This is a genomic window from Fulvivirga imtechensis AK7, from assembly GCF_000331535.1.
GTDB lineage: Bacteria > Bacteroidota > Bacteroidia > Cytophagales > Cyclobacteriaceae > Fulvivirga > Fulvivirga imtechensis.
On sequence record NZ_AMZN01000047.1, the window covers coordinates 16,240 to 43,151 of the forward strand.

Genomic DNA, 26,912 nt, shown 5'->3' on the forward strand with positions numbered 1-26,912 from the left:
ATGGAAGACGTACAAAGACATGGTATTGCGGTAGACGATGCGCTTCAGCAGGTCAGACAGGGAGACGATCACTTCCTGCGACAGCTTTATGAAACCAACCGAACAAGGTTCATCAAGTGGTTTCAGCAGCATCATCGTATCACTGAAAATGAAGCCATTGATTTGTATCAAAAGACATTCACCATTTTCTATTTTAATGTGAAAGATGGCAAAATCACAACGCTGAAAAGCAATATCAGCACCTATCTTTTCGGGATAGGCAAAAACCTTGTAAGGGAGCTATTCAGGCAACAAAAGCAACAAGTGCAGCTTGACGATGTGTCTGAAATAGAGACTGCCAGCTATGAATTTTTAACATTAGAGGAAGAAGCCCATCAACAGGGACTGGTCAAAAAGATACTGGATAAACTGGAAGAACCATGTAAGTCCATCCTGCTGATGTATTATTTTAAGAACTTCTCTATGGAAAGTATTGCTACCAACCTTGGTTATAAAAATGAAGGCGTGGCGAAAAAGAAAAAATGTCTTTGCCTGAAGAAGATCAGAGAAGAACTGCTGGAGTACCAAAACGATTTGTAAAATGGAGCAGGAAGAAAAAGATATTGAACTGATAGAGGCTTACCATCAGGGAACGCTTAGCGAAGATGAGATTGCTGCGTTTGAAAAGAGAAGAGCTGAAGACGAAGACTTCGATCGTAAGGTGGAGGACTACGTACATATCATGAGCGAGATCCGCACATTTGGCGAACGTGATTTCATGAAAAAGCTGCACTCCTGGGAAAAAGATATTGCCGGTGAAAAAGAGGCAAAGGTGATCCCTCTAAAAACAATATTGTCAATAGCCGCTGCTATCATTATCATCTTGATCCCCATAGGATATTTACTCATGTCTGATCAGACACAACAAGGGCCACAGGAACTCTATACAGCTTATTTCAAGCCCTATGAGGATGTTATATCAGAGAGATCCGAGAGTTCAGGATTATTAGAACAAGGGTTAAGTGCTTATAATCAGGAAAACTACAGGCAGGCCATTACTTATTTAGAAGGTTTTGTGAAAGAAAACCCGGAGAACAACGGGAGTAAAACCTACCTCGGCATTGCCTACCTGGCCTCAAATGAACCTGAAAAGGCAGAAAGCATATTAAAAGACGTTACGCAAAATGCATCGGGTTTATTTAAAGAAGTATCGGAATGGTATCTGGCGCTGGCATATCTGGATCTGAACCAAAAAAACCGGGCAAAAGACCAGTTTAACAACATCACCTCGCAGCCTGACCACATGTACTACAGCAAAGCAAAAGAACTATTGCAGAAAATCGATTAGGCTCTTTGAAAATAGATTGGATTTAGGCACAAGTAAGTGCAAGTTAAAATCTCTCCGTGCCTTCGTGCCTTTGTGGCATTTATAGCTTAATGCAAATATTTTTGGTTTCAGTAAAAAATCTCAAAGCTTCCCAACCACCTTCTCGCCCAACCCCTGATTGCTTCATCCCACCAAAAGGAGTCCTCAGATCCCTCACTAGCCAGCAATTGACCCAAATAATGCCACTTTTCAACTGGTGAGCCACCCTGTGAGCCCGCTTAAGATTTTCAGTCCAGATGGTGGCTGAAAGGCCATAGGCAGTGCTGTTTGCATAATCGATCACCTCCTTCTCCTCTTTAAAAGGCATGATTGTGACGACAGGTCCAAAAATTTCTTCCTGATTGGTCCGGCAGTTGTGCTTAAGGCCTGTAATTACTGTTGGTTCAATAAAATAGCCATCAGTACATCTTCCAGCTACTTTGGCTCTATGGCCTCCGGTGAGTACTTCTCCACCTTCTTCCTGAGCTAGCCTGATATACGAAATCACCTTATTCATATGAGGCTCGGAAACTACCGCACCTACTTTTGTTCCGTCCTCCAAAGGATCGCCCACGGTAAGTTCTTTTACTTTTTCTACAAATGCATTTACAAACTTATCGTAGATCGACTCCTGCACAAACATCCTGGACCCACACAGGCAGATCTGCCCCTGGTTGGCAAAAGAAGAATGGACAGAGGTGTGTAATGCCTGTTCAAAATCACAATCTTCAAAAATGATGTTGGGATTCTTTCCTCCCAGCTCAAGGGAAAGCTTTTTAAACATAGGAGCAGCAGTAGCAGCGATACTTTTTCCTGTGGCAGTACCCCCGGTAAAGGATATCAGTGGTACATCAGGATGCTCAATAATAGCTTGACCGGCTTTGGCTCCCAATCCGTGTACGATATTCAAAACTCCGGCAGGCAAGCCTGCTTCGATACACATCTCCGAAAACAGGTAAGCCGTCATCGGGGTCACCTCTGATGGTTTGGCCACCACTGTATTGCCTGCGGCCAAAGCGGGAGCTATCTTCCATGTAAACAGGTATAAGGGCAGGTTCCATGGCGAAATGCAGCCTGCAACACCCACAGGAGTACGAGTGGTATAATTCACGGCTTCACCATCCAGCATGTGCGATTCGGAAGAAAAGTGCAGAATGGCTGTAGCATAAAACCTCATGTTGCTGGATGCCCTGGGGATATCGACACGTTGTGCAAGCTTTAGCGGCTTTCCATTATCAACGGACTCTGCCTCAGCCAACCTATCGTGATTTTTATCAATGAGGTCGGCAATTTTATTCATGATATCCGAACGCTTCTGTACTGGCATAGAAGACCAACCTTCGAAAGCATTTTTCGCAGCCTCCACAGCCTCCTCCACATCAGCTTTGTCCGAATCCGGGATCAGGCTATACACTTTACCCTCTGCCGGATTGTAATTGTCGAGATATTGACCTGATTGAGGAGCTACTAATGCTCCGTTGATATAGTTTTGTATTTTCTTCATTGATTCTGTTCTAAATATATCCCCTGTGTTCAGTGATCTGATGACTTCGAGTCATCTGATCACAAGGTTTACAAGCAGTCCAGGCGACCACCGTCAACAGGCAGGTTGATGCCGTTGATATATGCTGCTGCCGGGGTGGCAAGGAAAGCTGCCGCCGCGGCTACCTCTTCGGGGGTGGCAAAGCGACCGGCCGGGATCTCCTTCTTCATCGCTTTCATCACATCCTCTTCTGTAATGTCCGTTTTTTCTGCTTTGCTGCGTATTATGCTTTCCAGACGCGCGGTGCTCGTTGCTCCGGGAAGTACATTGTTGACAGTTATACCATAAGGCGCCAGTTCCGTGGCCAACGTCTTAGCCCAACTGGCCACCGCACCACGGATGGTATTGGAAACACCCAAACCCGGTAGCGGCGCCTTCACTGAAGTAGAAATAATATTGATGATCCTGCCATAGCCCACCTGCTTCATCAAAGGCGTAACCGCTTGTATCAATATCTGATTGCAAATCAAATGCCGGTTAAAAGCCGCATGGAACTCATCAAGCTTGGCATCTATGATCTTACCCCCCGCAGGACCGCCAGTATTGTTGATGAGAATATGGACATTCTGTTCCTGTGCAAGATAACTATCTATGGCTTTCTTTAACTTTTTGGGCTCATCAAAATCGGCCACCACATAGTCATGCTGCTGGCCCTTATCCGCAGGCAATTGTTCGGCTACTTTTTTCAGCTTTTCTTCATTTCTGGCTACTAAAGTGACACTGGCGCCAAGTAGCGCCAATTCCAGGGCTATCGCTCTGCCTATCCCCTGGGTACTACCACACACTATTGCTCTTTTTTCCTTTATCTTAAGATCCATTTGGATTTGTTAAAATGGTGTTGTTGTATCGTTTTTAATTTTCGCTAAATTTAAAGAGAAATGTCTACAATGCCAGTCTTGTGCAAATCATTAGCACAGTATTTTACAAAGACGGCATGGTAAGCCCGAATCTTTAAGAAAATGCGTTTAAAAAATAAAAATCATTCCCATGGCTATTAAGAGACCTTTTAACCTGCAAAAATGGATCGAGGAAAATCGCGATATATTAAAACCCCCAATAGGAAATAAAAATCTTTATGTTGAAGCCGGCGACTTTATAGTGATGATAGTGGGTGGCCCTAATGCCCGGAAGGATTACCACTATAATGAAACCGAAGAACTGTTCTATCAACTAGAGGGTGACATCATTGTAAAAATACAGGAAGATGGCAACGCAGTAGAGGTGCCCATCAAAGCAGGAGACATATACCTTCACCCCGCAAAGGTACCACACTCCCCCATCAGGCCCGCTAATTCGGTAGGTCTTGTAATAGAGAGGGTGCGTACGGCAGATCATACCGATGGGTTGATGTGGTTCTGCGATAACTGTAATCATAAGCTGCATGAAACCTACTTTCCACTAAAAAATATTGAAAAAGACTTTCTGTCGCGCTTTAGAGAATTTTATGGATCAAGGGAATTACGTACATGCGACAACTGCAGCCATGTAATGGAAGTAGATGAAAGGTTCGTATAAATGGAAACTTTTATTTACCCGTCACCTATAGGTGAGTTGCAAATAATCGCAGAAGAAGATGCCATTATTGAATGCACCTTTTCAGGTAGAGAAGCTTCTTCCGGCACCCCGAAGTCTCCGGTTATCCGGCAATGTATCGGGGAGTTGGAACAATATTTTTCAGGTAGATTAAAGCGCTTTACAGTTAATATTAAGCTGACAGGTACAGCGTTTCAGAACCGGGTCTGGACCGAGCTGACAAAGATCCCCTTTGGAAAAACTATCACCTACAGCGACCTGGCATCAAAACTTGGAGACCCAAAGTGTATAAGAGCTGCTGGAACGGCCAACGGCAGGAACAAAATCCCTATCATTATTCCATGCCATCGAGTGATAGGCAAAGACGGAAGCCTCGTAGGCTTTGGCGGAGGACTTGACAAAAAGGAGTGGCTGCTCAGGCACGAAGGTGTGATCCGCAGTGAACAGATGAAAATTTTTGCCTAATATTGATGGCAAAAGATATTCTGCACATGACCTACGAAAATTCTCTGACATTTGCTCAAGATCTGGATAGAGATGATCCGCTTCGCCATTTTAGAAATAAGTTTCACATCCCACAGCTTAATGATAAGGATGTTATCTATTTTACCGGTAATTCACTGGGATTACAGCCTAAAAACACCAGGGTTTATATTGAAGAAGAACTGGAAGGTTGGGCCACATTAGGTGTTGACGGACATTTTCACTCTCAAAAGAGGCCATGGTTTTATTATCACAAATTCAGTAAAGAGGCGCTTGCCAAAATTGTAGGGGCTAAACCATCTGAGGTAGTTTCAATGAACAACCTCACTGTCAACCTCCATTTGATGATGGTTTCATTTTATCGCCCAACTTCCTCGCGCTTCAAAATAATGATCGAAGCTGGAGCATTTCCCTCAGATCAGTATGCCGTAGAAAGCCAGATCAAATTTCATGGGTATAACTATGAAGATGCTCTTATTGAAATATCTCCACGCGAGGGAGAATATCACCTGCGCACAGAGGATATCTTATCGAAAATTGAGGAAAACAAAGACTCATTGGCGCTAGTCCTTTTCGGTGGTGTTCAATATTACACTGGCCAGTTGTTTGATATTGGCAGCATAACAGCCGCAGGACACTGGGCAGGAGCCATAGTAGGTTTTGACCTGGCACATGCGGCCGGAAACGTACCTCTAAACCTCCATAACGATCAGGTCGATTTTGCTGCCTGGTGCAGCTATAAGTACCTTAATTCCGGTCCTGGCGGGGTAAGTGGAATATTTGTGCACGAAAAACATGGTGATGCTGAACTTCCTCGGTTTGCAGGCTGGTGGGGCCACAACGAAAGCGAAAGGTTCAAGATGAAAAAAGGATTTATACCTATGTCCGGGGCTGACGGCTGGCAATTAAGTAATGTCAATATCCTGAGCAGCGCTGCACACCTGGCAGCCCTTGAAATATATGATGAGGCAGGAATGGAGGCTTTGCGACAAAAGAGCATCAGGCTTACGGGATTTATGGAGTATCTGCTAAATGGATTTAACCTGGGTGATGATGTGCTTAAAATTATTACCCCAACCGACCCCGCAGCCAGGGGTTGCCAGCTTTCTTTGCTGGTGAGCAAAAACGGCAAAGCCATATTCGAACATTTGACGAGGTCAGGCGTAGTTGCAGACTGGCGTGAGCCAGATGTAATAAGAGTAGCTCCGGTGCCCCTGTACAATACCTTTGAAGACGTGTATAACTTTTGCGAAATTCTTAAAAAAGTAATCTTCTGATGAAGCAAAAAAAAGAAAAGATAGCTGTTGTAGGAGCGGGACTAGTAGGTTCTTTAGTGGCTATTTATTTAGCAAAAAGAGGTTATGGTGTAGACCTGTATGAAAGACGCCATGATATGCGAAGGTCCGGTGCAGAAGGTGGCAGGTCCATTAACCTGGCGCTTAGCAATAGAGGACTACTGCCCCTGAGTGAGGTCGGCCTTGGCGAAGCGGCTAAAAAGATGGTGATACCTATGCGTGGCCGGATGATGCACAGTGAAAAGGGTGCACTTACCTTCCAGGCCTATGGCAGAGAAGACCAGGCCATTAATTCCATTTCCAGAGGCGGCCTGAATGAGCTCCTGATGAACGAAGCAGAAAAAAATGGTGTAAATATTCATTTCAATCACCGATGTACAGATATAGATTTTGATAACAGTAAGTTATTTTTTGATATAGATGGCGCTCAAAAGACAGAAACCGCTGACATTATAATTGGAGCTGACGGTGCATTTTCCGTGGTTCGTGGGATCATGCAAAAAACTGATCGCTTTAACTTCTCTCAGCATTATATTGAGCATGGTTATAAAGAGCTGAGCATACCACCAGACGCAGACGGTAATTTCAAGCTGGAGAAAAACGCACTGCACATCTGGCCCAGGGGAAATTATATGCTCATAGCGCTTCCAAACCTTGATGGTAGCTTTACATGTACTTTGTTTTTTCCTTTTGAGGGCGATCCCTCTTTTGAAAAACTTCGTACGCTCCAGGATGTTGATCAATTTTTTAAAGCTACATTCCCGGACGCACGAGAACTGATGACAACGCTGCTGGAAGATTATCAGCAAAACCCCACCTCCTCTTTAGTCACGGTTAAGAGTTATCCGTGGGTAAAAAATAAAACACTCATTATTGGAGATGCCTCACATGCCATTGTGCCATTCTATGGTCAGGGCATGAACAGCGGGTTTGAAGACTGCAGAATTCTCAATCAAATTCTGGACCAATATAGTGACGACTGGAAAACCACTTTACAAGTATTCAGCAATACACGTAAAATAGATGCGGACGCTATTTCGGACCTGGCTTTACAAAATTTTGTGGAGATGCGCGATCTGGTAGCAGACAAGGATTTTCTGCTCAGAAAAAAGATTGAAGCGAAACTCCACGAATTGTTTCCCGACCGGTGGATCCCGCTTTATTCCATGGTTACCTTCAATGAAGGCATCAGGTATTCCGAAGCTATGAAAATTGGCAAAAAGCAGCAGGCAATTATGGATCAGGTAATGAAAACACCTGACATACACCAGAAATGGGAACTGCTAGACTTCAGGAGTATCGTGGATATGCTAGAGGTCTAACGCTGTCTTTAGCCTTTGATAAGTTTGTAGTTCTATATTGTCAGTATCCTGCTCCTTAGAAGCAAAAAGGTCCATCGTTTCTCTGACGAAATCCTTCGATGCTTCACTGGCGGCCAGAAAATCCCGCAATGCGGCTACGAACTTCGCTTCCCATTTGTCACGATTTTTGAGCAGGTACCTGATCTCCGCTTTATAGATGAGCATCAGATTCTCTTCCTTCTCATCGGTACCCAAATCTTCTGTGGCAAATTCGCTACCTAAGATTTTTGATAATCTTTTTAGTGTTACCCACTCCTCACGATCCAACAAGCCATCGCTCATTACTATAAGACAGGAAGGCAGCAGGTGCGCAACGTAAATAAACTGTTCTTTGTTAATATCAAGAAAACGGACCTGAGTATATTCCGTATACAGGTCATCCATCTTCGTCTTCGCCATTCTTTTTCTAAGTAAGTTGTCTCACCTAAATATAGAAAAATAATAGTTACATCAACTATTAATTAGTTGTTTATACTGATCATATCGAATTAATATCTCCTTCACGTAATTAACAGGTTCCTCGCCTCTGCAATAGCCTGATTTTACCACCGGATCTCTGAAAAATGCGGGTTTTGATTTCATAAACAGGTAATATTCCACATTACCATCCCATACCTTAGGATCTTTGCCATACTTTTTTGCCAACTCTCTTGCATCTACAACGTGCCCCAACCCAACGTTATAACTTGCCAGCACAAACTTGATCCTTTCATTTTCATCGTCAATAGTTTTAGCCCAAAGCTTATCCAGAAACTTCAGGTGATTTATCCCGGCAAATATGCTCTGCCTGGGATTCGTCAGATCCCTGGCTCCAAACCGCTGTCCGGTCTCAGGCACCAGTTGCATGAGCCCTACAGCCCCCGCCCACGATTTTGCATTGGGGTCAAAATGCGACTCCTGGTATATCTGAGAGGCCAAAAGCCGCCAGTCCCACCCGATAGAATCAGCCGCTACTTTTATGAGGTCATCATAAACACTAATTTTTTCGCCTCCTAAGGAAGAAAAATCACTTTTCGCCCTTCTAAGTGATGCCCTGGGGCTTTGAAAATACTTCTTATAGATTACATTGAATGTCGGCTGTCGTTTTATGTCAGCCATCCAATTGTTCATTTCACTGAGTAGATCCGGTGCGTTTTTGCGTACTGCCCAGGCTATCTGTTGAGGAAAGCTAATAGGTGTTTTTACATCAATATCCGGATAATAGGCAGCATTGATAAATGCCACTGATTCATCGGCAACAGTATACTCAATATGCCCGAAAGCCACTCTGCGTATCATCTCTTCAGTTTCTGCGCTATCCCGGTCCTCAATGATAACAATATCTCCCCCGATCTCCTGAGATAAATGCTGAAGACGTTCTACATAGGAAGAGCTTTTCCTGACATGTACCTCTTTTCCAATAAGATCGACCTGATTGCGAATCAAAGCCTTATCAAGTTCCTCGCGTGTCATATTCCTCCATCCCTCCGGCCTTCGCTGTACCAATACCTGTCTTGTGGTATAGTGATTATCCGTAAACGACACGATTTTTTTCCGGGCTTTTGTTACTGTCAGGGAGTATGCTATTACATCTCCCTCGCCCTTATTCAGCATATCAAAAGCCTTATCAATACTTGCTGTAGATTTTACTTCCAGATTTACCTTAAGATGTTTTGCAAAAAGAGCCAGAAGATCATATTCATAGCCCATCGGCTGGCCCTTATATAAGAAATAGCCGGTAGAGCTGTTGTCAACTATTGCAATTAACGAGCCCCGTTCCCTGATCCTATCCAGATCAAGAGCCACCGGGTTCACAGCGGCCTCTTCCACCACTTCGGGGCCAGTGCTTTCATTACCTGAGCGACAGGCCACAACGGAAAGCAAGCTCATAAAAAGAAAAATTGCCTGTAGAAAACCTGTTACCCCGTTTTTATCCAATTTAAACATCATGATTTAATGAAAATAATGATAATTTTGGTCTGATAAAAGAGAAATCAGAATTTGGCTTATTCTGAGCAACAAACTTTCGCTCATAAACAACTTAAAAATTACATCAATGGTATTGTATAATGTAACCGTAGGTATAGATATAGATGTTGAAGAAGAATGGTTGAACTGGATGCGGGAACATCATATTCCGGCTGTAATGAACACCGGCATGTTCATAGAGCACAAAATATTCAAAGTACTTAGCCAGGAAGAAGAGCAGAGTGTATCCTATTCTATCCAATATTTTGCTGAAAATATTGATAAGGTCGTGGAATACCTGAATAGCTACGCGCCACCTCTTGTTGAAGCACACCGTGCCCGGTATAAAGACAGGCATGTTGCCTTTCGCACCCTGCTTGAGGAAGTACAATAACCTTACGTTTATGTATCTGGCTGACAGCCGGTTTCTGTCAACTGAAGGGGCTAATTTGTCATAATAACTGCAAATATGCCATTTAACCTTACTTCATAGCTATTTATTCGTGCAAGAGTGCTATTTTTAAGTTATGAAAGCTCTATTTTTTGAACCTACGGAAGACAGTCCAAAAATCTTTTTGGATCCTGATTCAGGTCGATTGCTCGTTGAAGGGAGGTCATTTATGGAGGATACAACTCCTTTTCATCAGGCAATTATTAGTTGGCTACGAAATTATTTTCAAGAACCTCAAAAATCTACCGTTCTCGAACTGGAGATAGACTACCTTAATACCTCCTCCACTAAAATGCTTATTGATATATTATTTGAACTCAATAAGTTTTACATTTTTGGAAACGAGGTAACCGTGGTCTGGAGATACTACCAACAGGACGAGGATATGGAAGATCTGGGACATGAACTCGAAGAAATGGTTGATGTCCCCTTCCAGTTTGGTGTTTTGGTCTGAAAATTTTTTAAACATACTACAGCTCTATACTACAATTGATCCATTCCGGGTCGAGTGTAGCATTGTAATACTTTTTATAAAAATTAATAGCAGGCTCATTCCAATCCAATACCTGCCAAACCATTCCTGAGCATCCGTCTTCCTTACCTTTTTGTATCGTTCGATCGAATAAAAGTTTGCCGATCCCTCCTCCTCTTTCACTTTCCGTAACCACAATATCTTCAAGGTATAAGCGCCTTCCTTTCCAGGTAGAATAACGGTAATAATAAATAGATATTCCCACAATCCCCTTCGCATCATCCTCAGCTACAAACAAACCAAAAACCGGGTTTTCTCCGAATCCATCCTTCTCCATCATTTCAACGGTGTTGGTTACCGCTTCAGGAGCCTTTTCGTAAGCAGCCAGTTCCTTGATCAACTCCAGCACACGTGGGAGGTCTTCTTTTTTTCCTTCTCTTATGGTCATCTCTTCCTTTTATTTTTAAGCAAGTCCATCATATCAAAGATAGAAATGGTATGTAAGTCATTGTCCTGAATTTGCAAAATTACTGTTCATCTTTGGCCAAAGGAGGTATTACTCCCATATTATACCAGGCAAACGCATACATATCAGCCTGCTGCTCAATAGTTTTGGATATGGGAGTGCCTGCCCCATGTCCTGCATCTGTTTCAATCCGTATAAGCACCGGGTTGTTTCCTTCATGGTTCTCCTGCAGGGTGGCTGCAAACTTAAACGAATGCGCAGGCACCACTCTATCATCATGGTCAGCAGTTGTCACCATGGTAGCAGGATATGCCACTCCCTCCTGCAGATTGTGAACGGGGCTATAGGCATGCAGATATTCAAACATCTCTTTTGAATCTTCGGCAGTGCCATAATCCGAAGCCCATCCCGCACCGGCGGTAAACTTATGATATCGTAGCATATCCATAACTCCTACTGCCGGAAATGCCACCTTGGCCAGGTCTGGTCGTTGGGTCATAGTGGCTCCTACCAAAAGACCTCCGTTAGAACCACCGGCTATCGCCAGATAATCACTTGACGTATAATTGTTTTTGATCAGGTATTCACCGGCAGCTATAAAGTCATCGAATACATTTTGCTTTTGCATTTTTGTTCCTGCTTTATGCCACTTTTCACCATACTCGCCACCACCGCGAAGGTTTGGTTGTGCATATATTCCACCATTTTCCAGCCACACGATCCTGGAAGTGCTGAATGTTGGATTCAGACTGACGTTGAATCCGCCATATGCGTATAGATATGTAGGATTTTTGCCATTGAGTTCTATTCCTTTTTTGTGGACGATGAACATAGGCACTTTTGTTCCGTCTTTACTTTCATAAAATACCTGCTTTGTTTCGTATTCATCAGGGTTAAAATCTATCTTCGGTTGTTCGTAAAGTTCTGAGGCTCCTGATGCTATATCATATTTAAAAATAGTAGGTGGATATGTAAAGGAGGTGAAGTTATAATACAACTCCTTATCCTCCTTTTTACCTCCAAAGCCCCAGGCAGTACCAATACCCGGCAGCTCGACCTCTCTTTCCAGCTTGCCTTTCATGTCGTATTGCTTGACAGCCGTTTTAACATCAATGGTATAGTTTGCAAATATTTTTCCTCCCACAGTATTGGCACTTAACACATTCTCCGTTTCGGGGATTACATTTTTCCAGTTTTCCGGAGTAGGGTTTGAAGCATCCACTTCTACAATTCTGTTGTTAGGAGCATTAAGGTTGGTGTGTATCAAAAGGCGCGAACCCTCATTGTCCAGTACGTAGTGATCATTTTCATCATTCCCTATAATGGTTATGATCTTGCTGGCAGGACGGCTAAGATCTTTTATGTAAAGCTCATTGCCACTGGTGCTCTGCGCTGCCGTTATCACCAAATATTGTCCATCTTCAGTAACATATCCTCCCGCATATCGCCTGGGCTGCGATTCTCCTCCGAATATCAATTGATCTTCACTCTGCGGCGTACCAAGCTTGTGATAATAAACTTTGTGTATTTGCGTTTTTCCTGACAGCACCGACCCTTCCTTGGGTTTGTCATAGCTGCTGTAGAAAAAGCCTTCATTACCCTTCCAGGATAGCCCGCTGAACTTTATGTCTCTCAACGTATCGCCTACCTGCTCCATGGTTTCGGTGTTGATCACAATTGCCTTTCGCCAGTCTGAGCCGCCTTCAGATATCAGATAGCCGAATAAGGAGCCGTCTTTCGTGAAGCTGGTCCCGGCAAGTGAGATGGTGCCATCTTCTTTAAATTTATTTGGATCGATAAATACTTCAGGCACACCTTCAAGTTCCTTTTTCCTGTAAAGCACACTTTGATTTTGGAGGCCGTCATTTTTATAGAAATAGTAATAATCTCCGTGTTTGTTGGGTGCAGAAAGACGTTCATAGTTGAAAACATCCTGCAAGCGTTGTTTAATATTATCTCTAAAAGGAATATTATTGAGATATGAAAAAGTGACCTCATTCTGCGCCTTTACCCACTGGGCTGTTTGCTCGGACCTATCGTCCTCCAGCCACCGGTACGGATCCGGCACTTCCGTATCGAAATAAATATCTACGGTATCTACCTTCGCGGTTTTCGGGTATGTGAAAGATTGGGTTTCTTTCTCCTTTTTCTCACAAGCAATAAAAATAATTGCCAAAAATATAAATGCGGTTAACTGTTTCATCGAAGTAATGTTATTCTGGTAATTTAAAGCTAAAGGAATAGTTATTTACTTCCTCTGAAATAATGATGGGTGGTAAATGACTTTTATAAAACTTGCATTAGAAACTTTTATCTGCAAACTTTCTAATAAACTAGCGGGTATAAGTGGAAGCTTCAAAACATAGTTAGTGTTTGTAAGCAAACTCTAAGTGGCTTTAAGAAAAGGTCAAGGGTCAAGCTCGCCTTTGCGTAGCGCTTCGGCAGAGCAAGGGCTTGCGAAGTTCCAAAAAGCGGAACATACTGAGTACGAGAGCATTTTTGGAACGAGCGTAACGCAGACATTGGCGTTTTCTTAGAGGCACTATTTAGTATCAATGAGGAAAACCATAAAATATGAAGTGGCTCAACATCATAGCACTGGCGGCTGCAATAGCCGTTAACGCTTTGGCCAATATCTTACCCATAAATGCAATGACCACAGGGGAAGTGGCGGCTTTATACCCAAATTTATTTGTGCCTGCCGGCATTACCTTCTCCATATGGAGCCTTATTTATATGCTTCTGGCCGGGTACTGCATATATCCGTTCATATCAGAAAACGCAAAGCATGCCATCTCAGTATCCGGATTGTTTGTAGTTACATGTCTGCTAAACTGTAGTTGGATATTGGCGTGGCACTATCTTTTCATAGAAGGCTCGGTTGTGGTTATGATGCTACTGCTGTTCGCTTTATGTGTGATCTATGTCAAGCTACATAAGAGTCCCCCAGATTCCAGGCGAGAAAAATGGCTGGTATACAAACCCTTCAGTGTATACCTGGGATGGATCACTGTAGCTACGGTTGCGAACATTACAGCGCTGTTGGTTCACTATGACTTTTCACCACCATCACCTCAGAATTGGATGATAGCTATGGCCATCGCATTATTATTGATAGTATACCTTATCAACAAAAAATTCGGGGATGTGGCCTACTCACTCGTTATAGTGTGGGCTCTGTTGGGTATAATATTAAAAAGAACAGCTACAGAGTTGCAATTCGGCCCCATCGTGACTACCTGCACGGTTGCAATTGTCATTACACTTTGGATCACCATCCACTACCGGTACCGAAAATCCCTCACCTGATCGTGTCAAAGCCAGTATAAGGCACGAGTACGTCAGGAATTTTTATTCCTTCATCAGACTGGTTGTTTTCCAGAATGGCAGCTAGTATTCGGGGCAATGCCAGGGCGCTCCCATTCAGGGTATGCAAAAGATGCATCTTATTATCTTCTCCTCTATACCGCAGCTTAAGCCTGTTGGCCTGAAAGGTTTCAAAATTACTGACCGAGCTTACCTCCAGCCACTTTTGCTGTGCAGCGGAAAACACCTCCATATCAAACGTCTGCGCTGAAGTGAATCCCATGTCGCCACCACATAGATTAAGCACCCTGTACTGAAGCTGGAGCTTTTCCAGCAAGCCCTGTACATGCTTGCACATCCTTTCAAGCGCAGCATAAGAATTGTCAGGGTGGTGGATCTCTACGATCTCAACTTTATCAAACTGATGCAGGCGGTTCAACCCCCTCACGTGAGCGCCCCATGAGCCGGCCTCTCTGCGAAAACATGGTGTAAAACCCACATGCTTTACCGGCAATGCCCCCGTATCCAGAATAACATCGCGGTACAGGTTGGTGATCGGTACCTCAGCAGTGGGGATCAGGAAAAAATTCTCTTCGGAAATATGGTACATCTGACCGTCTTTGTCGGGGAGCTGCCCGGTACCATAGCCGCTGTCTTCATTAATCACGATCGGAGGTTGTATTTCTACATATCCTGCTTTCAATGCTTCATCCAGAAAGAAATTGACCATGGCACGCTGAAGCCTGGCGCCTTGTCCTTTATACACAGGGAATCCTGCACCCGTTATTTTGTTGCCAAGCTCAAAGTCTATTATGTCATATTTTTTTATGAGCTCCCAATGCGGCAATGCATTTTCGGAAAGCTTAGGTGTAGTACCATGCTCATATACTACCTGGTTATCGTCCGCACCTGCGCCTTCGGGAACATTATCATTGGGTATATTCGGTATAGTGTAAAGCAACTGCTTCAGCTCTTCTTCACACCTGCTTAACTCTTCACCGAGCTGTTTGCTTTCCATTTTAAGGTCTGCCGTCTTCTTCTTTATCTCCTCAGCTTCCTCTTTCTTCCCTTCTCGCATCAGCCCTCCTATTTGCTTAGACAGGGAGTTCGATTCGGCCAGTACCTGATCATGTTTTGACTGGGTATTTTTTCTGAGGTCATCCAGCTCCATTACCTTGTCTATAGTTTCGGCAGCATTGCCAAACCTGCGTTTATTAAGCCCACTGACCACTTTTTCTCTGTTCTCCCGGATGTAAGCAACTTGTAGCATATTGTTCTTATTAAAATCGCTGCAAAATAATGCATTTTTAAAGTAAAACTGAACTTTTTAAAAGGCAGATTGATTATTTATAAACAAAAATTTGACTATTGGCCGAGGTTAGCATATTATTGCATTATCAAAACGTTGTTAAAAAGCTTTAGAACTCATTCCGACTTCATTTAAGCTTTTATTTTCATAATCAGATACCATCTTGAATAAACCTAGCGAGCCGCTCATGGCTGCGAGATATTTTATATCTCTTTGATATACGCACATGTTAATCACTACTTATAATCCATTAATTAAAAAAAAGAATTCACAATTGAATAATTTATGTACACGATTGAAGAATTGAATGTCAGGCTTCTTTCTGAATTGAAGGAGATAGCAGAAGAATTGGGCCTAAAGAACTACAAAAAGCTTTCAAAGCAGGAGTTAATATATAAAATACTCGATCAGCAAGCCGTCACACCCGAAAATCAACTACCTAAGAAGAAAGCCCCGGAAGCACAACCCGATCAAAAATCAGATCAAAAAAACAAGGCTGAGCAAACAAAATCTAAGCCGCGAAAAAGAGAAAACGTAAAAATGAAACAAGATAAAAAAGAAGAGAATCTTTCTTCTGAGGAACTATTGGAGTCATTTAATATTGAGGTAGAAGAAAGTGTCTCTTCATTTAACGCTGACAAACCAAAAAAAGAAGAAAATTCTGAAGATAAGGACAGAGAGCCCAGAAGGGACCGTGAAAGGAGAGACCCTAAAGATAAAGACGAGAACCGTGGAAGAAGGGAGCAGAAAGATCGTGGTGAAGATAAAGATGACAGAAGAAAAGACGACCGCACTAAGAAGAAGGAAAGCAATGTAAAGGATTTTGACGGTGTCATCGAAAACGAAGGCGTACTTGAGATCATGCAAGACGGCTATGGCTTTCTGAGATCTTCAGATTACAACTACCTTGCCAGCCCCGATGACATCTACGTGTCGCCCTCTCAAATAAAGCTATTTGGCCTGAAAACAGGTGACACTGTAAAAGGACAGATCAGACCTCCTAAAGAAGGTGAAAAGTATTTCGCTCTGTTAAGGGTAGAAAACGTAAACGGAAAAACTACCGAAGAGATCAGAGACAGGGTGTCTTTCGAATATCTGACTCCGCTTTTCCCTGAAGAAAAAATTAAGCTCAGCACCAGACCGGACAACTATTCTACACGTATCCTGGATCTTTTCTCTCCTATTGGAAAGGGCCAGCGAGGTATGATCGTAGCACAGCCAAAGACCGGTAAAACGGTATTGCTAAAGAGCATCGCAAATGCTATTGCTGAAAACCACCCTGAATGCTACCTGATCATCCTCCTGATCGATGAGCGCCCGGAAGAGGTAACAGACATGGCAAGAAGTGTAAAAGCCGAAGTGGTAGCATCCACCTTTGATGAGCAGGCTGAAAGACATGTAAAGGTATCTAGTATGGTATTGGAAAAAGCAAAGAGAATGGTAGAGTGCGGTCATGATGTGGTTATCCTGCTGGATTCTATCACCCGACTGGCTCGTGCCTATAACACTACAGTACCTTCATCAGGAAAAATATTGTCAGGTGGTGTGGATGCCAACGCCCTGCATAAGCCCAAGAGGTTTTTTGGTGCTGCCAGAAATGTAGAAAACGGAGGATCGCTTACCATCATCGCTACAGCGTTGATCGAAACAGGATCCAAAATGGATGAAGTGATCTTTGAAGAATTTAAAGGCACGGGCAACATGGAGCTTCAGTTGGATAGAAAACTTTCCAACAAGCGTGTATACCCTGCTATTGATGTTCCTGCATCGGGTACTCGTAGAGAAGACCTGTTGATGTCTGAAGAGGAGCTTCAAAGAGTATGGATACTGCGCAAGTTCATGTCAGATATGAATTCGAATGAAGCCATGGAGTTCCTGCTTTCCAAAATGAAGGGCACCAGGAACAATGAAGAATTCCTGATCTCTATGAACGGATAAATTTCTTGAAATTCCTAATGAAAAATGAGGACGTCTCAAAAGTCTCCTTCTGACGTCATCCTGAACTTGATTCAGGATCTCCTGATTAGTTTCTACGCATTCTTTAGGGGAATCCAAATCAAGTTTGGAATGACGAATTGACTTTTTAGATGTACTCATTTTTTTTATTTAAAAGGATAATCGAGAATTCAGTATTACCATGACGACCTATCTACTCTTATCTCTTGCCGGACTGGTTGGAGGTTTTATCGCAGGTCTTACCGGCATAGGCACCGGGTTTCTTATGGTCGTTGTAATTCCCATTGCCCTCAACTACTTAGGTATACCTGGTGAAGAAATAGTACGGTTTACTATTGCCAACACCGTTTTTGCAACGATGTGCTCCGCATTTGTAAATAACATTTCAATGTGGAGGACCAGACAATTGCATATCAAAGAAACTGCCCTGGTATCACTTGTCGCAGTGATTTTCGCAGGAGTGATTTTGCAATTTTTTGTCCTCAAAGAAAGTTACCCCACCAATATTTATAATACTGTTTTAATCATCTTCCTATCATATATCATTTACAGGACCATAAACAAACTTCGACATGCCATCCATTATGAAGAGGACAGAAGCCGTATTAAGCTGACCCTTACAGGCATGTCGGCAGGTATGGTGTCTGCCCTTACCGGATTGGGTGGTGGATCAATCATCATACCTATGCTGAACTTATGGCTTAAAATGGATATCAAAAAGGCTAAATCTATATCATTTGGAGCTATTTTTAGCATCTCTCTGATGCTAACGATTATTAACCTGCTGAACACCCCTGTGGCAAACATTCACTATGCCCACTGGGGATATATCCTTATCCCAGTTGCTCTCCCACTTTCCATAGGAGTGATCATCGCTTCCCCGTTAGGTACAGGCCTGAGTGATAAATTATCATCAAAAACCATCACCATCATTTTTCTCATAGTCATTTCCGCGGTCTTGCTTAGAAAGATCTTCGAGCTTTGGGGCTAAAATGTGAAGACGAATAGACGGAAGTCTCAATGCTCTTATCTCACTACAAAAACCTTTTAAACGAATGTGCTGTTTTTGTAGCGCGGACTATTAACTTTGAATAAAATACCTTATCAATATGAGCTTTTTATTTTCAGATTTCAAAGGTTGGAAAGCCTACTGCGAAGCGCACAATATGACTTTATATGAAACTGTGCTGGAATACGAGCAGGAACAGAAAGGGCGTAGTGCAGACCAGATTTGGGAAGGTTTAGCGAAGGCATATGAAGTAATGAAAAATGCCGTAAAAACCGGACTTGAAGAAGATATGACCTCCCGATCCGGGATGATCAACAATGGTGCAAAAAAGGTGTACCAGCATGACCTGCCCGTGCTCTCAAAAGAATTTCAAAACCTGATCTCAAGGGCTCTGGCCGCGAAAGAGGTAAATTCATGCATGGGCCGGATTGTGGCTGCCCCAACGGCTGGCGCTTCCGGTATCCTGCCGGGCACACTATACACCCTGCAGGAGATACACCAGTTGACGGATAGAAAAATTCTGGAGGGTCTTTTAATAGGTGCTGGGATAGCTTTGGTGATAGAACAAAAAGCATCGCTGGCAGGCGCTGTCGGAGGCTGTCAGGCTGAAACAGGCAGTGCTGCAGCCATGGCCTCGGGCGCTATTGTATATTGCCTGGGAGGAAATATTGACCAGGTATTTAATGCTGTGGCCATCACCATACAGTGCACACTGGGCCTGGTATGCGATCCCGTGGCCGGACTTGTGGAAGTGCCGTGCGTTGTGCGCAATGCCAGCGCTGCCGCTATAGCTAATTCCTCTGCCCAGATAGCCCTTGCCAATGTAAGTGGCGTAATACCTGTTGATGAATGTGTAGAGGCTATGGGTGAAGTAGGTCAAAGTATGGAGAGCAGATACAAAGAGACTGCCCTCGGAGGATTGGCAGCAACTACTACCGGCCAAAAAATCTCAAAAAGCGTATTGATCCAGGATATCGAGGTTCTTCCCGATCAGGATGAGCCAACTAACTCATAAAATCGGGCAACACCTTCGGGCCAAGTGTATAAATTATCGTTGAGATCACGGTAGACCAAAAAACAGCGCTGAGCAACATAGATATAACGATTTCCCGTTTTGAACTCCCAAAACTGGTCAAAACAATAGTACCGCCAATGGGAGTGAGTATCACCGGTGTAAGGAATGCCACTCCCAACAATCCGTACCTTCTCCAAATGGCCACAAACCTTCGATTGCGTTTGGTGAAGCGCTTTCTGTTCCGGAAAAATCTTACCAGGACTCTTTCCCGTAAGAGTTTGCCCAAAAAAGTAAAGAGTAAAACACTGCTCATCATTCCGGTGGTAGTGATTGCTATAGTTCCGGGAAGGCTAAATCCGCCAGCATACCCGAGGGTGGGGCCGGCAATGAATTTTAGCATAGTTAAAAGAATGATGGTAATCACCTTTATTATCTCCTCGCTCATCGCGTTATGTAGCAAACTTTTAGTAAATAATAACCTACACGATCACTGTATAGGTATAAACAATGTAAACCAGCAATAGTATCGCCCCGGCTACCCGGCCAATCATACGTCTGTAAAGCATCATTGGCAATATGAGTAAGGTAACGCCAATCATGGTGAGCATATCGTAGCGTATGATCTGCTCGCTTACGTGAATGTCTTTGATTATGCTGGTTATTCCAAGTATGGAGAGGATATTAAAAATATTGGAGCCCATAAGATTACCCAAGGCCAGATCAGTTTCTTTTTTGACGGACGCCACTACTGAAGTCACAAGTTCAGGAAGGCTTGTTCCCAAAGCCAACACAGTAATGCCAATAACACGTTCGCTTACACCAAGAAAGAGCGCCAGGTCTTTAGCGCCACCCACAAACCAGTCTGCACCAAAGTACAATCCGGCTCCTCCCAGAATAATGTAAACAATATCCTTAACTATATTTTTTGATGTATCCTCAAGCTCCAACTCCTCTTCCAATGCCCGCCTTGCCTTCGTTTCTTTACGCGATTTTCTTATTATAAATACAGTATAAACTATAAGCAATGCAAGAAAAGTGATCCCTTCATAGGTTTTGATCATGGCAGTCTCTTCTTTCACCATAAAGTATAATAAAAGGGAGCTCCCCATGGTTACGGGCCAGTCTATTTTGATGCTATCTGCCTGAACTCGAATAGAGCCAAGCAACGCAGTTACACCCAGGATAAGCGTAAGATTGCAGATGTTCGAACCTACGACATTGCCCATGGTCATATCAGGGCTGCCATCCAAAGCCGCCTTAATACTGATCAGCAGCTCAGGAGCCGAAGTACCAAAAGCTACTATGGTAAGTCCGACTACCAGTGGCGAAATGTGTGCCCTCAATGCTATGCTGGAAGCCCCCTTCACAAGGAAATCGCCCCCTATAATAAGGACGAAGAGGCCAACAACTAACATCAGAATATTGAGCAGCATGTATTACTTATAATTTCGGTCCAAAACAAAGGTCCCCCGCATCTCCCAATCCGGGAATAATATAGGCGTTGCTATTTAATTTTTCATCTAAAGCACCCGTCCAAATGGTAAATTGAGTTTTCAAAGATTTCGAAATATAATCAATTCCTTCTGGTGCAGCAACAGCAGCAACGATATGGATGTGATCTGGCGACCCATGACTCATAAGATGATCCAGTGATTTAATAACAGACTTACCGGTCGCCAACATGGGATCTACAACAATCACATTCCTTCCTTCAAGCGGTGGGCTTGCCAGATATTCCAGGTTTACATCTACTTCATCCACTCCTTCCCTTCTGTAGGCCCCTATAAATCCGGCATCCGCCTGATCAAATACTTCCATAAAACCCTCCATAAAGGGCATGGAAGCTCTTAATATACTAATGATCACCGGCTGATCGGTCAGCAATTCCACATCCAGGTCTGCCAATGGGGTAGAAACATTGCTCTTCTTATAATCCAATACTTTAGAAACCTCATAAGCCATTATTATCCCCAACCTTTTGAGGTTATTTCTGAACTTACCCCGATCCTTTTGAATATCTTTATGCCTCATTTCGTACAGAAAATGATTGGCAATCGAGTGTGTTTGATTTAGTATGTTTACCATTAAAAGCCGAAGAAGCAGATTAAAAAATAAAAGCTAATAACAATATTAGTTTTTTTATCTAATTAAAAATAAAAAATTACATCATTTAAAGGCTACAGGGTTAACATAAATTATTAGTGCAAGTTTATACAGCAGTAACATGGATCTATTAAAAAAGTTGTGTGAAATACATGCCCCTTCGGGAAATGAGATTAAAATGAAGGAATTTATCCTCCATCATGTAGGCGAGAATATGGCGCGGTGGTCCTCCCAGCCGGAGATTATCCATGGTCCGGAATTTCAGGACTGCCTGATACTTGCCTTTGGAAAGCCCCGTACAGCAGTGTTTGCCCATATGGATAGCATAGGCTTTACCGTACGGTATCAAAATCAGCTTGTACCCATCGGCGGGCCTGATGCGCACAGTGGGTATAAGCTGGTGGGCGCTGATAGCCTTGGTCCTATTGAGTGCGAACTGGAAGTGAATAAGGATCATCAGTTGTTCTATAATTTCGGCAGAGCTATAGATACCGGCACCGACCTGGTATTTAAATGTGATTTTAAAGCGACCAAAACTTACGTAACCTCCTGCTATCTGGATAACAGGTTGGGGGTTTACAATGCCCTCAGGCTTGCCGAAACGCTTGATAATGGGGTGCTGGTTTTTAGCTGTTGGGAAGAACATGGCGGTGGCGCAGTACCTTACCTGATCAGGTACATCTATGAACGCTGGCAGATAAAAAATGCGCTAATATCTGATATTACCTGGGTTACGGATGGCGTGCAGCCGGGAAAAGGAGTTGTAATTTCTATGAGAGACAGGAATATTCCGCGCAAATCATACATCAACAAAATCATTGATATTGCTCAAAAACACCAAATAGACTATCAACTGGAAGTGGAGGGCAGTGGCTCCAGTGACGGCCGGGAGCTACAAACATCGCCATACCCTATGGACTGGTGCTTTATTGGCGCTCCTGAAGAAAATGTGCATTCACCGCAAGAAAAGGTGCATAAATACGACATAGAATGTATGCTTGAGCTTTACCGGGTACTTATGAAAACTCTTTAGATGGGTAATTTTGAAAATCGATTCGAATATAATTTCTATATTTGCAGGCCTTTTGATAATCCAGAAGGCATTTTTTATTGTTAAGCTATGGTAGTTAAGGACAAGGAGTTTCAGAAATATATAAGCAGTGAAGAAATACATCAGAAGATAAAAATTCTGGCGGAACAGATCAATAATGACTATAAAGACAAAAAGCCATTATTCATCGCTATTTTAAATGGCTCATTTATGTTTGCTGCGGACCTGTTTAAGGAAGTAAAAATTCCTTGCGAAATTTCTTTCGTAAAGGTGGCTTCATATGAAGAGATGGAAAGCACTGGCAACGTAAAGCAGCTTATAGGTCTGAATGAAAATATCTTCAACAAGGATGTGATCATTATAGAAGACATAATAGACACGGGAAGAACAATAGCAAAAATACTGGAAGAATTCCGATCATTGGGTGCCAGTTCGGTAGAAGTAGTAACCCTATTGCAAAAACCAGAAGCAAACCGATCAGGTGAAAAGTTAAAATACATAGGATTCGATATCCCTGAAAAGTTTGTCGTTGGTTATGGGCTTGACTATGATGGATTAGGGAGAAATCTCAAAGACATTTATCAGCTCAAAGAGTAATCCGTCCCATTTTTCCATTATATTTAGACCCTTAAAAATTTATGTGATGTTAAATATTGTATTATTTGGACCTCCGGGTGCTGGCAAGGGCACGCAAAGCGAAAAGCTTATCAAAAAATATAACCTCAAGCACATCTCTACAGGAGATCTGTTTAGGAAGCACCTTAGCGAAGGAACCGAACTGGGGAAGGCCGCTCAAAAGTACATGGATGAAGGCAACCTTGTACCCGATGCAGTTGTGATAGGAATGGTGGATGACACCATCAAAAACAACCCCGATGCCAACGGTTTTATTTTTGACGGGTTTCCCAGAACCATTAACCAGGCCGAAGCTCTCGACACCCTTATGAACGGTAAAGGCACCCCTATTTCCGGCATGATCTCCATGGAGGTACCTGTAGAGGAGCTTAAGAAACGACTCCTGGAAAGAGGAAAGAGCTCGGGGCGGGTTGATGACCAAAATGAAGATAAAATTAATACGAGAATAGCTGTTTACCAAAATGAAACATTACCCGTATCTCAATACTACGAGCGTCAGGGTAAGTTCAATGCTATTCATGGAGTGGGATCGATAGAAGATATCTTTAATAATATTTGTAGTGTGATCGACTCGGTGAAAGTGGAGAAAAACTAAGTGGCCTCATCAAACTTTATTGATTATGTAAAATTTTGCTCCAGGTCAGGTGCCGGCGGGGCAGGGTCTGCTCATTTCCGAAGGGAAAAGCATGTGCCAAAAGGAGGGCCTGACGGTGGCAATGGAGGAAGAGGAGGTCATATTATTTTAAGAGGTAATGCACAGCTCTGGACTCTGCTGCATCTCAAATATCAAAAACATGTAATAGCCGGTGACGGAAAGCCCGGAGAAGGAGGAAAGAGAACCGGAGCCCAGGGTGAGGATATTATTCTGGAGGTACCATTAGGTACAGTGGCCAAAGATTTTGAAAGCGGTAAAAAGCTCTTTGAGATCACAGAGCATGATGAAGAAAGAATATTGACAGAAGGCGGCCGTGGCGGACTGGGTAATGAAAATTTTAAAACAGCCACAAATCAGGCGCCTCGTTTTGCTCAGCCCGGTGAAGCCGGAAAGGAAGAGTGGATCGTCCTGGAATTGAAGCTGTTGGCCGATGTGGGGCTCGTAGGATTTCCCAATGCCGGCAAGTCCACCCTGCTTTCGGTGCTATCTGCGGCCAAGCCGGAAATAGCCGATTATCCGTTCACCACCCTTACACCCAATCTGGGGGTAGTCAGGTACAGAGACTATAAGTCTTTTGTAATGGCTGATATCCCCGGGATCATAGAGGGAGCAGCAGAAGGTAAAGGACTGGGTATAAGATTTTTACGACATATTGAGCGTAATTCCATCTTGCTTTTTCTTATTCCTGCAGATGCTAAAGACATTCGCAAAGAATATCACATACTATTGGGCGAATTAAAGAAATACAACCCGGAACTATTGGATAAGCAAAGAGTTTTGGCTATTTCAAAGTCTGACCTACTCGATGAAGAGCTAATACAAGAAATGAAGAAGGAATTGCCCACCGATCTGTCGACTGTATTTATTTCTTCTGTTACGCAGACCGGCCTGACAGAACTAAAGGACTTACTCTGGAAAATTTTGAATAACCCAAGCGATCTGGTATAAAGGTGTCATTTTGGCATAACATCTCTTTTGGCAGAGTAATTGCCAACCAAAAGAATAATGCAAATAGGTAAAAGTATAGTTTAGCTATGAATAAGGAGAATATAGACGAAAAAGAACTAAAAGATACCCAACAATCAACTGAATCTGATGATAATGCAGCCGAAATGGGAGACACACCTGATAATTTGGACGAGATAAAAGAGGGAGTGGAAAGTAAGTCTGAACAAAACGACCAGGCAGAAGCGTCAGAAACGGAGAAGAAATTACTGCGCCTTGAAGACGAATTGGCAGAAAGTAAGGATAAGTACCTGAGGCTCTATTCAGAATTTGAGAACTTTCGAAGGAGGACCGCCAAAGAAAAACTGGAGATGGTTCAGACGGCCAACGAAGACCTTATGCAGGCATTGATTCCAATAATCGATGACTTTGAAAGGGCTGAGAAATCTTTTGAAGACGAAAAAACAGATTTAGAAGCGGCTAAAGAGGGTGTTCAACTCATTTACAATAAGTTTAAAAAAGTTTTAGAGCAAAAAGGCCTAAAGGCTATGGAGGGAAAAGAAGGCATGGACTTCGACCCTGAATTCCATGAAGCTATCACACAAATTCCGGCTCCTAAGAAAAATCTGAAGGGTAAAGTCGTGGATGTTGTGGAGAAGGGATATATGCTCAAGGAAAAAGTGATCAGGTATGCCAAAGTGGTTATTGGCAACTAGTTTGGTGATCATTTAAATTGGTTTACTAAATTTTTGCTGCTGTTTTATCAAGGCAAAATTTGAAAGCATAGCAGCGCTATGGTTTCAAATTTCAACACAGTATAAGGGAAAAAGCGGAGTAAAAATAGTGAATGAAATTTAGTGATCACCACACTAGACACTAAGAAAATTTCAAATTTATGGCGAAGAGAGATTATTACGAGATACTTGGGGTAAGCAAATCAGCCTCTCAGGAAGAAATAAAAAAAGCCTACAGAAAAGTAGCTATTAAATTTCACCCGGACAAAAATCCGGATGATGCTGAGGCTGAAGAGAAATTCAAAGAGGCTGCTGAAGCCTATGAGGTACTTAGCAACCCTGAGAAAAGGCAAAGATATGACCAGTTCGGACATGCCGGCATGAACGGAGGTGGCTTCGGTGGTGGCATGAACATGGAAGACATTTTCTCTCAATTCGGAGATATCTTTGGTGGTGGCGGAAGTCCTTTTGAAAGCTTTTTTGGCGGTGGTGGCCGCAGAAGGCAAAGAAGAGGATCCAACCTGCGTATTAAGTTGAAGCTCACTTTGGAAGAGGTTGCAGAGGGCGTTGAAAAGAAGATAAAAGTAAACAGGCTTGTAAAAGCTGAAGGCGTGACCTTTAAATCATGCCCAACATGCCATGGCACTGGTCAGGTGAGAAAAGCAGTGAATACCATGCTTGGGCAAATGGTTTCTACAAGCACTTGCCCAACCTGCGGTGGTTCGGGCCAGATGATCGATCATCGTCCTCCCGGAGTGGATAGTTCCGGTCTGGTTCCTAAAGAAGAGGTAATCAGCGTGAAGATACCCGGGGGTGTAAGTGATGGTATACAATTGTCTATGTCGGGTAAAGGTAACGAGGCGCCCGGAGGAGGGCCTGCAGGTGACCTGCTCATCGTTATTGAGGAGAAAGAAGATGAGCAACTGATCCGCGAAGGCAACAATGTGGTATATGATCTGTACATCAGCTTTATTGATGCGGCTTTGGGCACCTCGGTAGAGGTACCTACGATTTCGGGCAAAGCACGTATTAAAATAGATCAGGGTACTCAAAGCGGAAAAATACTCCGTCTGAGAGGTAAAGGTATAAAAGACCTGAATGGGTACGGAAAAGGTGATCAGCTTATACATGTAAATGTATGGACGCCACAACACCTGTCTGCAGATGAAAAAACTATGCTTGAAAGCATGCGCGAATCGGCCAACTTCCAACCTAAGCCAGGGAAAAGTGAAAAGAGTATTTTCGGCAAAATGCGTGAGTTTTTTGAATAATCAGAGAGCAAATATTAATAAAGCGG

At 43.1% G+C, this 26,912-nt stretch carries 28 protein-coding genes; 18 read left to right on the top strand and 10 right to left on the bottom strand.

Going from position 1 to position 26,912, the window contains the following annotated elements; all coding sequences use genetic code 11:
- Complete coding sequence (locus C900_RS13745) at positions 1–579, top strand: RNA polymerase sigma factor (protein WP_009580572.1); 579 nt, start codon at positions 1–3, stop codon at positions 577–579.
- Position 580: 1 nt separating this feature from the next.
- Complete coding sequence (locus tag C900_RS13750) at positions 581–1,327, top strand: tetratricopeptide repeat protein (protein WP_009580573.1); 747 nt, start codon at positions 581–583, stop codon at positions 1,325–1,327.
- A gap of 79 nt (positions 1,328–1,406) precedes the next feature.
- Here the strand turns inward: C900_RS13750 and C900_RS13755 are convergent, their stop codons facing one another.
- A complete protein-coding gene (locus C900_RS13755; RefSeq protein ID WP_009580574.1) occupies positions 1,407–2,849 on the bottom strand; it encodes an aldehyde dehydrogenase in 1,443 nt (480 codons plus the stop codon).
- A gap of 68 nt (positions 2,850–2,917) precedes the next feature.
- Entirely contained in the window at positions 2,918–3,706 is a 789-nt protein-coding gene (locus C900_RS13760) for an SDR family oxidoreductase (protein WP_009580575.1), read from the bottom strand.
- A 169-nt stretch (positions 3,707–3,875) separates the two neighbouring features.
- Between C900_RS13760 and C900_RS13765 the strand changes: the two genes are divergently transcribed.
- From C900_RS13765 to C900_RS13780, 4 genes are read left to right on the top strand one after another with little or no spacing between them, the layout of a single operon-like run.
- Positions 3,876–4,403, top strand: coding sequence for a 3-hydroxyanthranilate 3,4-dioxygenase (locus C900_RS13765; RefSeq protein WP_009580576.1), 528 nt, complete (start codon positions 3,876–3,878; stop codon positions 4,401–4,403).
- Complete coding sequence (locus tag C900_RS13770) at positions 4,404–4,886, top strand: methylated-DNA--[protein]-cysteine S-methyltransferase (protein ID WP_009580577.1); 483 nt, start codon at positions 4,404–4,406, stop codon at positions 4,884–4,886.
- Positions 4,887–4,891: 5 nt separating this feature from the next.
- Positions 4,892–6,181: a kynureninase gene (kynU, locus tag C900_RS13775; protein WP_009580578.1), complete on the top strand. Its 1,290-nt coding sequence runs from the start codon at positions 4,892–4,894 to the stop codon at positions 6,179–6,181.
- The gene (locus C900_RS13780; protein WP_009580579.1) at positions 6,181–7,521 is read left to right on the top strand and encodes an FAD-dependent oxidoreductase; all 1,341 of its coding nucleotides are present in this window, start codon (positions 6,181–6,183) and stop codon (positions 7,519–7,521) included. Before kynU ends, C900_RS13780 begins: the two co-directional genes overlap by 1 nt.
- Here C900_RS13780 and C900_RS13785 read toward each other — a convergent pair.
- Both C900_RS13785 and C900_RS13790 read right to left on the bottom strand, forming a co-directional pair.
- Positions 7,510–7,959 carry a hypothetical protein gene (locus C900_RS13785; RefSeq protein ID WP_009580580.1) on the bottom strand — a complete coding sequence of 150 codons (450 nt, stop codon included), beginning with the start codon at positions 7,957–7,959 and terminating at the stop codon, positions 7,510–7,512. The genes C900_RS13780 and C900_RS13785 overlap by 12 nt on opposite strands.
- Positions 7,960–8,010: 51 nt before the next feature.
- Positions 8,011–9,489 (bottom strand): MltF family protein, encoded by a 1,479-nt coding sequence (locus C900_RS13790; RefSeq protein WP_245558434.1) that lies wholly within the window; start codon positions 9,487–9,489, stop codon positions 8,011–8,013.
- 106 nt (positions 9,490–9,595) lie between these two features.
- On the opposite strand from C900_RS13790, the gene C900_RS13795 reads away from it, so the two are divergent.
- Positions 9,596–9,901, top strand: coding sequence for a DUF4286 family protein (locus C900_RS13795; protein ID WP_009580582.1), 306 nt, complete (start codon positions 9,596–9,598; stop codon positions 9,899–9,901).
- 133 nt (positions 9,902–10,034) lie between these two features.
- Entirely contained in the window at positions 10,035–10,412 is a 378-nt protein-coding gene (locus C900_RS13800; RefSeq protein WP_040496794.1) for a DUF1987 domain-containing protein, read from the top strand.
- Between the two features lie 16 nt (positions 10,413–10,428).
- Here C900_RS13800 and C900_RS13805 read toward each other — a convergent pair whose 3' ends face one another.
- Positions 10,429–10,878 carry a GNAT family N-acetyltransferase gene (locus tag C900_RS13805; RefSeq protein ID WP_009580584.1) on the bottom strand — a complete coding sequence of 150 codons (450 nt, stop codon included), beginning with the start codon at positions 10,876–10,878 and terminating at the stop codon, positions 10,429–10,431.
- A 79-nt stretch (positions 10,879–10,957) separates the two neighbouring features.
- Positions 10,958–13,099 (bottom strand): prolyl oligopeptidase family serine peptidase, encoded by a 2,142-nt coding sequence (locus C900_RS13810; protein ID WP_009580585.1) that lies wholly within the window; start codon positions 13,097–13,099, stop codon positions 10,958–10,960.
- A gap of 371 nt (positions 13,100–13,470) precedes the next feature.
- On the opposite strand from C900_RS13810, the gene C900_RS13815 reads away from it, so the two are divergent.
- Positions 13,471–14,205, top strand: a complete 735-nt coding sequence (locus tag C900_RS13815) for a tryptophan-rich sensory protein (RefSeq protein WP_040496795.1) — start codon at positions 13,471–13,473, stop codon at positions 14,203–14,205.
- Here C900_RS13815 and serS read toward each other — a convergent pair.
- Positions 14,198–15,472 carry a serine--tRNA ligase gene (gene serS, locus C900_RS13820; protein WP_009580588.1) on the bottom strand — a complete coding sequence of 425 codons (1,275 nt, stop codon included), beginning with the start codon at positions 15,470–15,472 and terminating at the stop codon, positions 14,198–14,200. The two genes, C900_RS13815 and serS, sit on opposite strands and share 8 nt — an antisense overlap.
- Positions 15,473–15,796: 324 nt before the next feature.
- Between serS and rho the strand changes: the two genes are divergently transcribed.
- The 3 genes from rho (at position 15,797) to sdaAA (ending at position 19,491) form a co-directional block, all read left to right on the top strand.
- Entirely contained in the window at positions 15,797–17,449 is a 1,653-nt protein-coding gene (rho, locus tag C900_RS13825; protein WP_009580589.1) for a transcription termination factor Rho, read from the top strand.
- 199 nt (positions 17,450–17,648) lie between these two features.
- Positions 17,649–18,458 (top strand): sulfite exporter TauE/SafE family protein, encoded by an 810-nt coding sequence (locus C900_RS13830; RefSeq protein WP_009580590.1) that lies wholly within the window; start codon positions 17,649–17,651, stop codon positions 18,456–18,458.
- 118 nt (positions 18,459–18,576) lie between these two features.
- The gene (sdaAA, locus tag C900_RS13835; protein WP_009580591.1) at positions 18,577–19,491 is read left to right on the top strand and encodes an L-serine ammonia-lyase, iron-sulfur-dependent, subunit alpha; all 915 of its coding nucleotides are present in this window, start codon (positions 18,577–18,579) and stop codon (positions 19,489–19,491) included.
- Here sdaAA and C900_RS13840 read toward each other — a convergent pair.
- The 3 genes from C900_RS13840 to upp form a co-directional block, all read right to left on the bottom strand.
- Positions 19,481–19,891, bottom strand: a complete 411-nt coding sequence (locus C900_RS13840; RefSeq protein WP_245558435.1) for a hypothetical protein — start codon at positions 19,889–19,891, stop codon at positions 19,481–19,483. The two genes, sdaAA and C900_RS13840, sit on opposite strands and share 11 nt — an antisense overlap.
- 79 nt (positions 19,892–19,970) lie before the next feature.
- Positions 19,971–20,924, bottom strand: a complete 954-nt coding sequence (locus C900_RS13845) for a calcium/sodium antiporter (protein ID WP_009580593.1) — start codon at positions 20,922–20,924, stop codon at positions 19,971–19,973.
- Positions 20,925–20,931: 7 nt separating this feature from the next.
- Positions 20,932–21,576: a uracil phosphoribosyltransferase gene (upp, locus tag C900_RS13850; RefSeq protein WP_009580594.1), complete on the bottom strand. Its 645-nt coding sequence runs from the start codon at positions 21,574–21,576 to the stop codon at positions 20,932–20,934.
- Between the two features lie 139 nt (positions 21,577–21,715).
- On the opposite strand from upp, the gene C900_RS13855 reads away from it, so the two are divergent.
- The 6 genes from C900_RS13855 to dnaJ all read left to right on the top strand — a co-directional run bounded on the left by C900_RS13855 (position 21,716) and on the right by dnaJ (position 26,886).
- Positions 21,716–22,627: a M20/M25/M40 family metallo-hydrolase gene (locus C900_RS13855; RefSeq protein ID WP_009580596.1), complete on the top strand. Its 912-nt coding sequence runs from the start codon at positions 21,716–21,718 to the stop codon at positions 22,625–22,627.
- A gap of 87 nt (positions 22,628–22,714) precedes the next feature.
- A complete protein-coding gene (gene hpt, locus C900_RS13860; protein WP_009580598.1) occupies positions 22,715–23,242 on the top strand; it encodes a hypoxanthine phosphoribosyltransferase in 528 nt (175 codons plus the stop codon).
- 46 nt (positions 23,243–23,288) lie between these two features.
- Positions 23,289–23,876 carry an adenylate kinase gene (locus C900_RS13865; protein WP_009580600.1) on the top strand — a complete coding sequence of 196 codons (588 nt, stop codon included), beginning with the start codon at positions 23,289–23,291 and terminating at the stop codon, positions 23,874–23,876.
- Complete coding sequence (gene obgE / locus C900_RS13870) at positions 23,877–24,884, top strand: GTPase ObgE (RefSeq protein WP_009580602.1); 1,008 nt, start codon at positions 23,877–23,879, stop codon at positions 24,882–24,884.
- An 86-nt stretch (positions 24,885–24,970) separates the two neighbouring features.
- Complete coding sequence (locus tag C900_RS13875) at positions 24,971–25,597, top strand: nucleotide exchange factor GrpE (RefSeq protein WP_009580604.1); 627 nt, start codon at positions 24,971–24,973, stop codon at positions 25,595–25,597.
- Between the two features lie 179 nt (positions 25,598–25,776).
- Positions 25,777–26,886: a molecular chaperone DnaJ gene (gene dnaJ / locus C900_RS13880; protein WP_009580606.1), complete on the top strand. Its 1,110-nt coding sequence runs from the start codon at positions 25,777–25,779 to the stop codon at positions 26,884–26,886.
- The last annotated feature ends 26 nt before the right edge of the window (positions 26,887–26,912 follow it).

Coding starts and splice junctions, on each gene's coding strand:
- C900_RS13845 (WP_009580593.1), bottom strand. CDS start 20,924: ATGCTGCTCAATATTCTGATGTTAGTTGTTGGCCTCTTCGTCCTTATT.
- C900_RS13745 (WP_009580572.1), top strand. CDS start 1: ATGGAAGACGTACAAAGACATGGTATTGCGGTAGACGATGCGCTTCAG.
- C900_RS13875 (WP_009580604.1), top strand. CDS start 24,971: ATGAATAAGGAGAATATAGACGAAAAAGAACTAAAAGATACCCAACAA.
- hpt (WP_009580598.1), top strand. CDS start 22,715: ATGGTAGTTAAGGACAAGGAGTTTCAGAAATATATAAGCAGTGAAGAA.
- C900_RS13770 (WP_009580577.1), top strand. CDS start 4,404: ATGGAAACTTTTATTTACCCGTCACCTATAGGTGAGTTGCAAATAATC.
- dnaJ (WP_009580606.1), top strand. CDS start 25,777: ATGGCGAAGAGAGATTATTACGAGATACTTGGGGTAAGCAAATCAGCC.
- C900_RS13790 (WP_245558434.1), bottom strand. CDS start 9,489: ATGATGTTTAAATTGGATAAAAACGGGGTAACAGGTTTTCTACAGGCA.
- C900_RS13815 (WP_040496795.1), top strand. CDS start 13,471: ATGAAGTGGCTCAACATCATAGCACTGGCGGCTGCAATAGCCGTTAAC.
- C900_RS13810 (WP_009580585.1), bottom strand. CDS start 13,099: ATGAAACAGTTAACCGCATTTATATTTTTGGCAATTATTTTTATTGCT.
- C900_RS13765 (WP_009580576.1), top strand. CDS start 3,876: ATGGCTATTAAGAGACCTTTTAACCTGCAAAAATGGATCGAGGAAAAT.
- C900_RS13755 (WP_009580574.1), bottom strand. CDS start 2,849: ATGAAGAAAATACAAAACTATATCAACGGAGCATTAGTAGCTCCTCAA.
- C900_RS13865 (WP_009580600.1), top strand. CDS start 23,289: ATGTTAAATATTGTATTATTTGGACCTCCGGGTGCTGGCAAGGGCACG.
- sdaAA (WP_009580591.1), top strand. CDS start 18,577: ATGAGCTTTTTATTTTCAGATTTCAAAGGTTGGAAAGCCTACTGCGAA.
- upp (WP_009580594.1), bottom strand. CDS start 21,576: ATGGTAAACATACTAAATCAAACACACTCGATTGCCAATCATTTTCTG.
- C900_RS13840 (WP_245558435.1), bottom strand. CDS start 19,891: ATGCTAAAATTCATTGCCGGCCCCACCCTCGGGTATGCTGGCGGATTT.
- C900_RS13855 (WP_009580596.1), top strand. CDS start 21,716: ATGGATCTATTAAAAAAGTTGTGTGAAATACATGCCCCTTCGGGAAAT.
- C900_RS13750 (WP_009580573.1), top strand. CDS start 581: ATGGAGCAGGAAGAAAAAGATATTGAACTGATAGAGGCTTACCATCAG.
- C900_RS13830 (WP_009580590.1), top strand. CDS start 17,649: ATGACGACCTATCTACTCTTATCTCTTGCCGGACTGGTTGGAGGTTTT.
- rho (WP_009580589.1), top strand. CDS start 15,797: ATGTACACGATTGAAGAATTGAATGTCAGGCTTCTTTCTGAATTGAAG.
- C900_RS13800 (WP_040496794.1), top strand. CDS start 10,035: ATGAAAGCTCTATTTTTTGAACCTACGGAAGACAGTCCAAAAATCTTT.
- C900_RS13785 (WP_009580580.1), bottom strand. CDS start 7,959: ATGGCGAAGACGAAGATGGATGACCTGTATACGGAATATACTCAGGTC.
- kynU (WP_009580578.1), top strand. CDS start 4,892: ATGGCAAAAGATATTCTGCACATGACCTACGAAAATTCTCTGACATTT.
- C900_RS13795 (WP_009580582.1), top strand. CDS start 9,596: ATGGTATTGTATAATGTAACCGTAGGTATAGATATAGATGTTGAAGAA.
- serS (WP_009580588.1), bottom strand. CDS start 15,472: ATGCTACAAGTTGCTTACATCCGGGAGAACAGAGAAAAAGTGGTCAGT.
- C900_RS13805 (WP_009580584.1), bottom strand. CDS start 10,878: ATGACCATAAGAGAAGGAAAAAAAGAAGACCTCCCACGTGTGCTGGAG.
- C900_RS13780 (WP_009580579.1), top strand. CDS start 6,181: ATGAAGCAAAAAAAAGAAAAGATAGCTGTTGTAGGAGCGGGACTAGTA.
- C900_RS13760 (WP_009580575.1), bottom strand. CDS start 3,706: ATGGATCTTAAGATAAAGGAAAAAAGAGCAATAGTGTGTGGTAGTACC.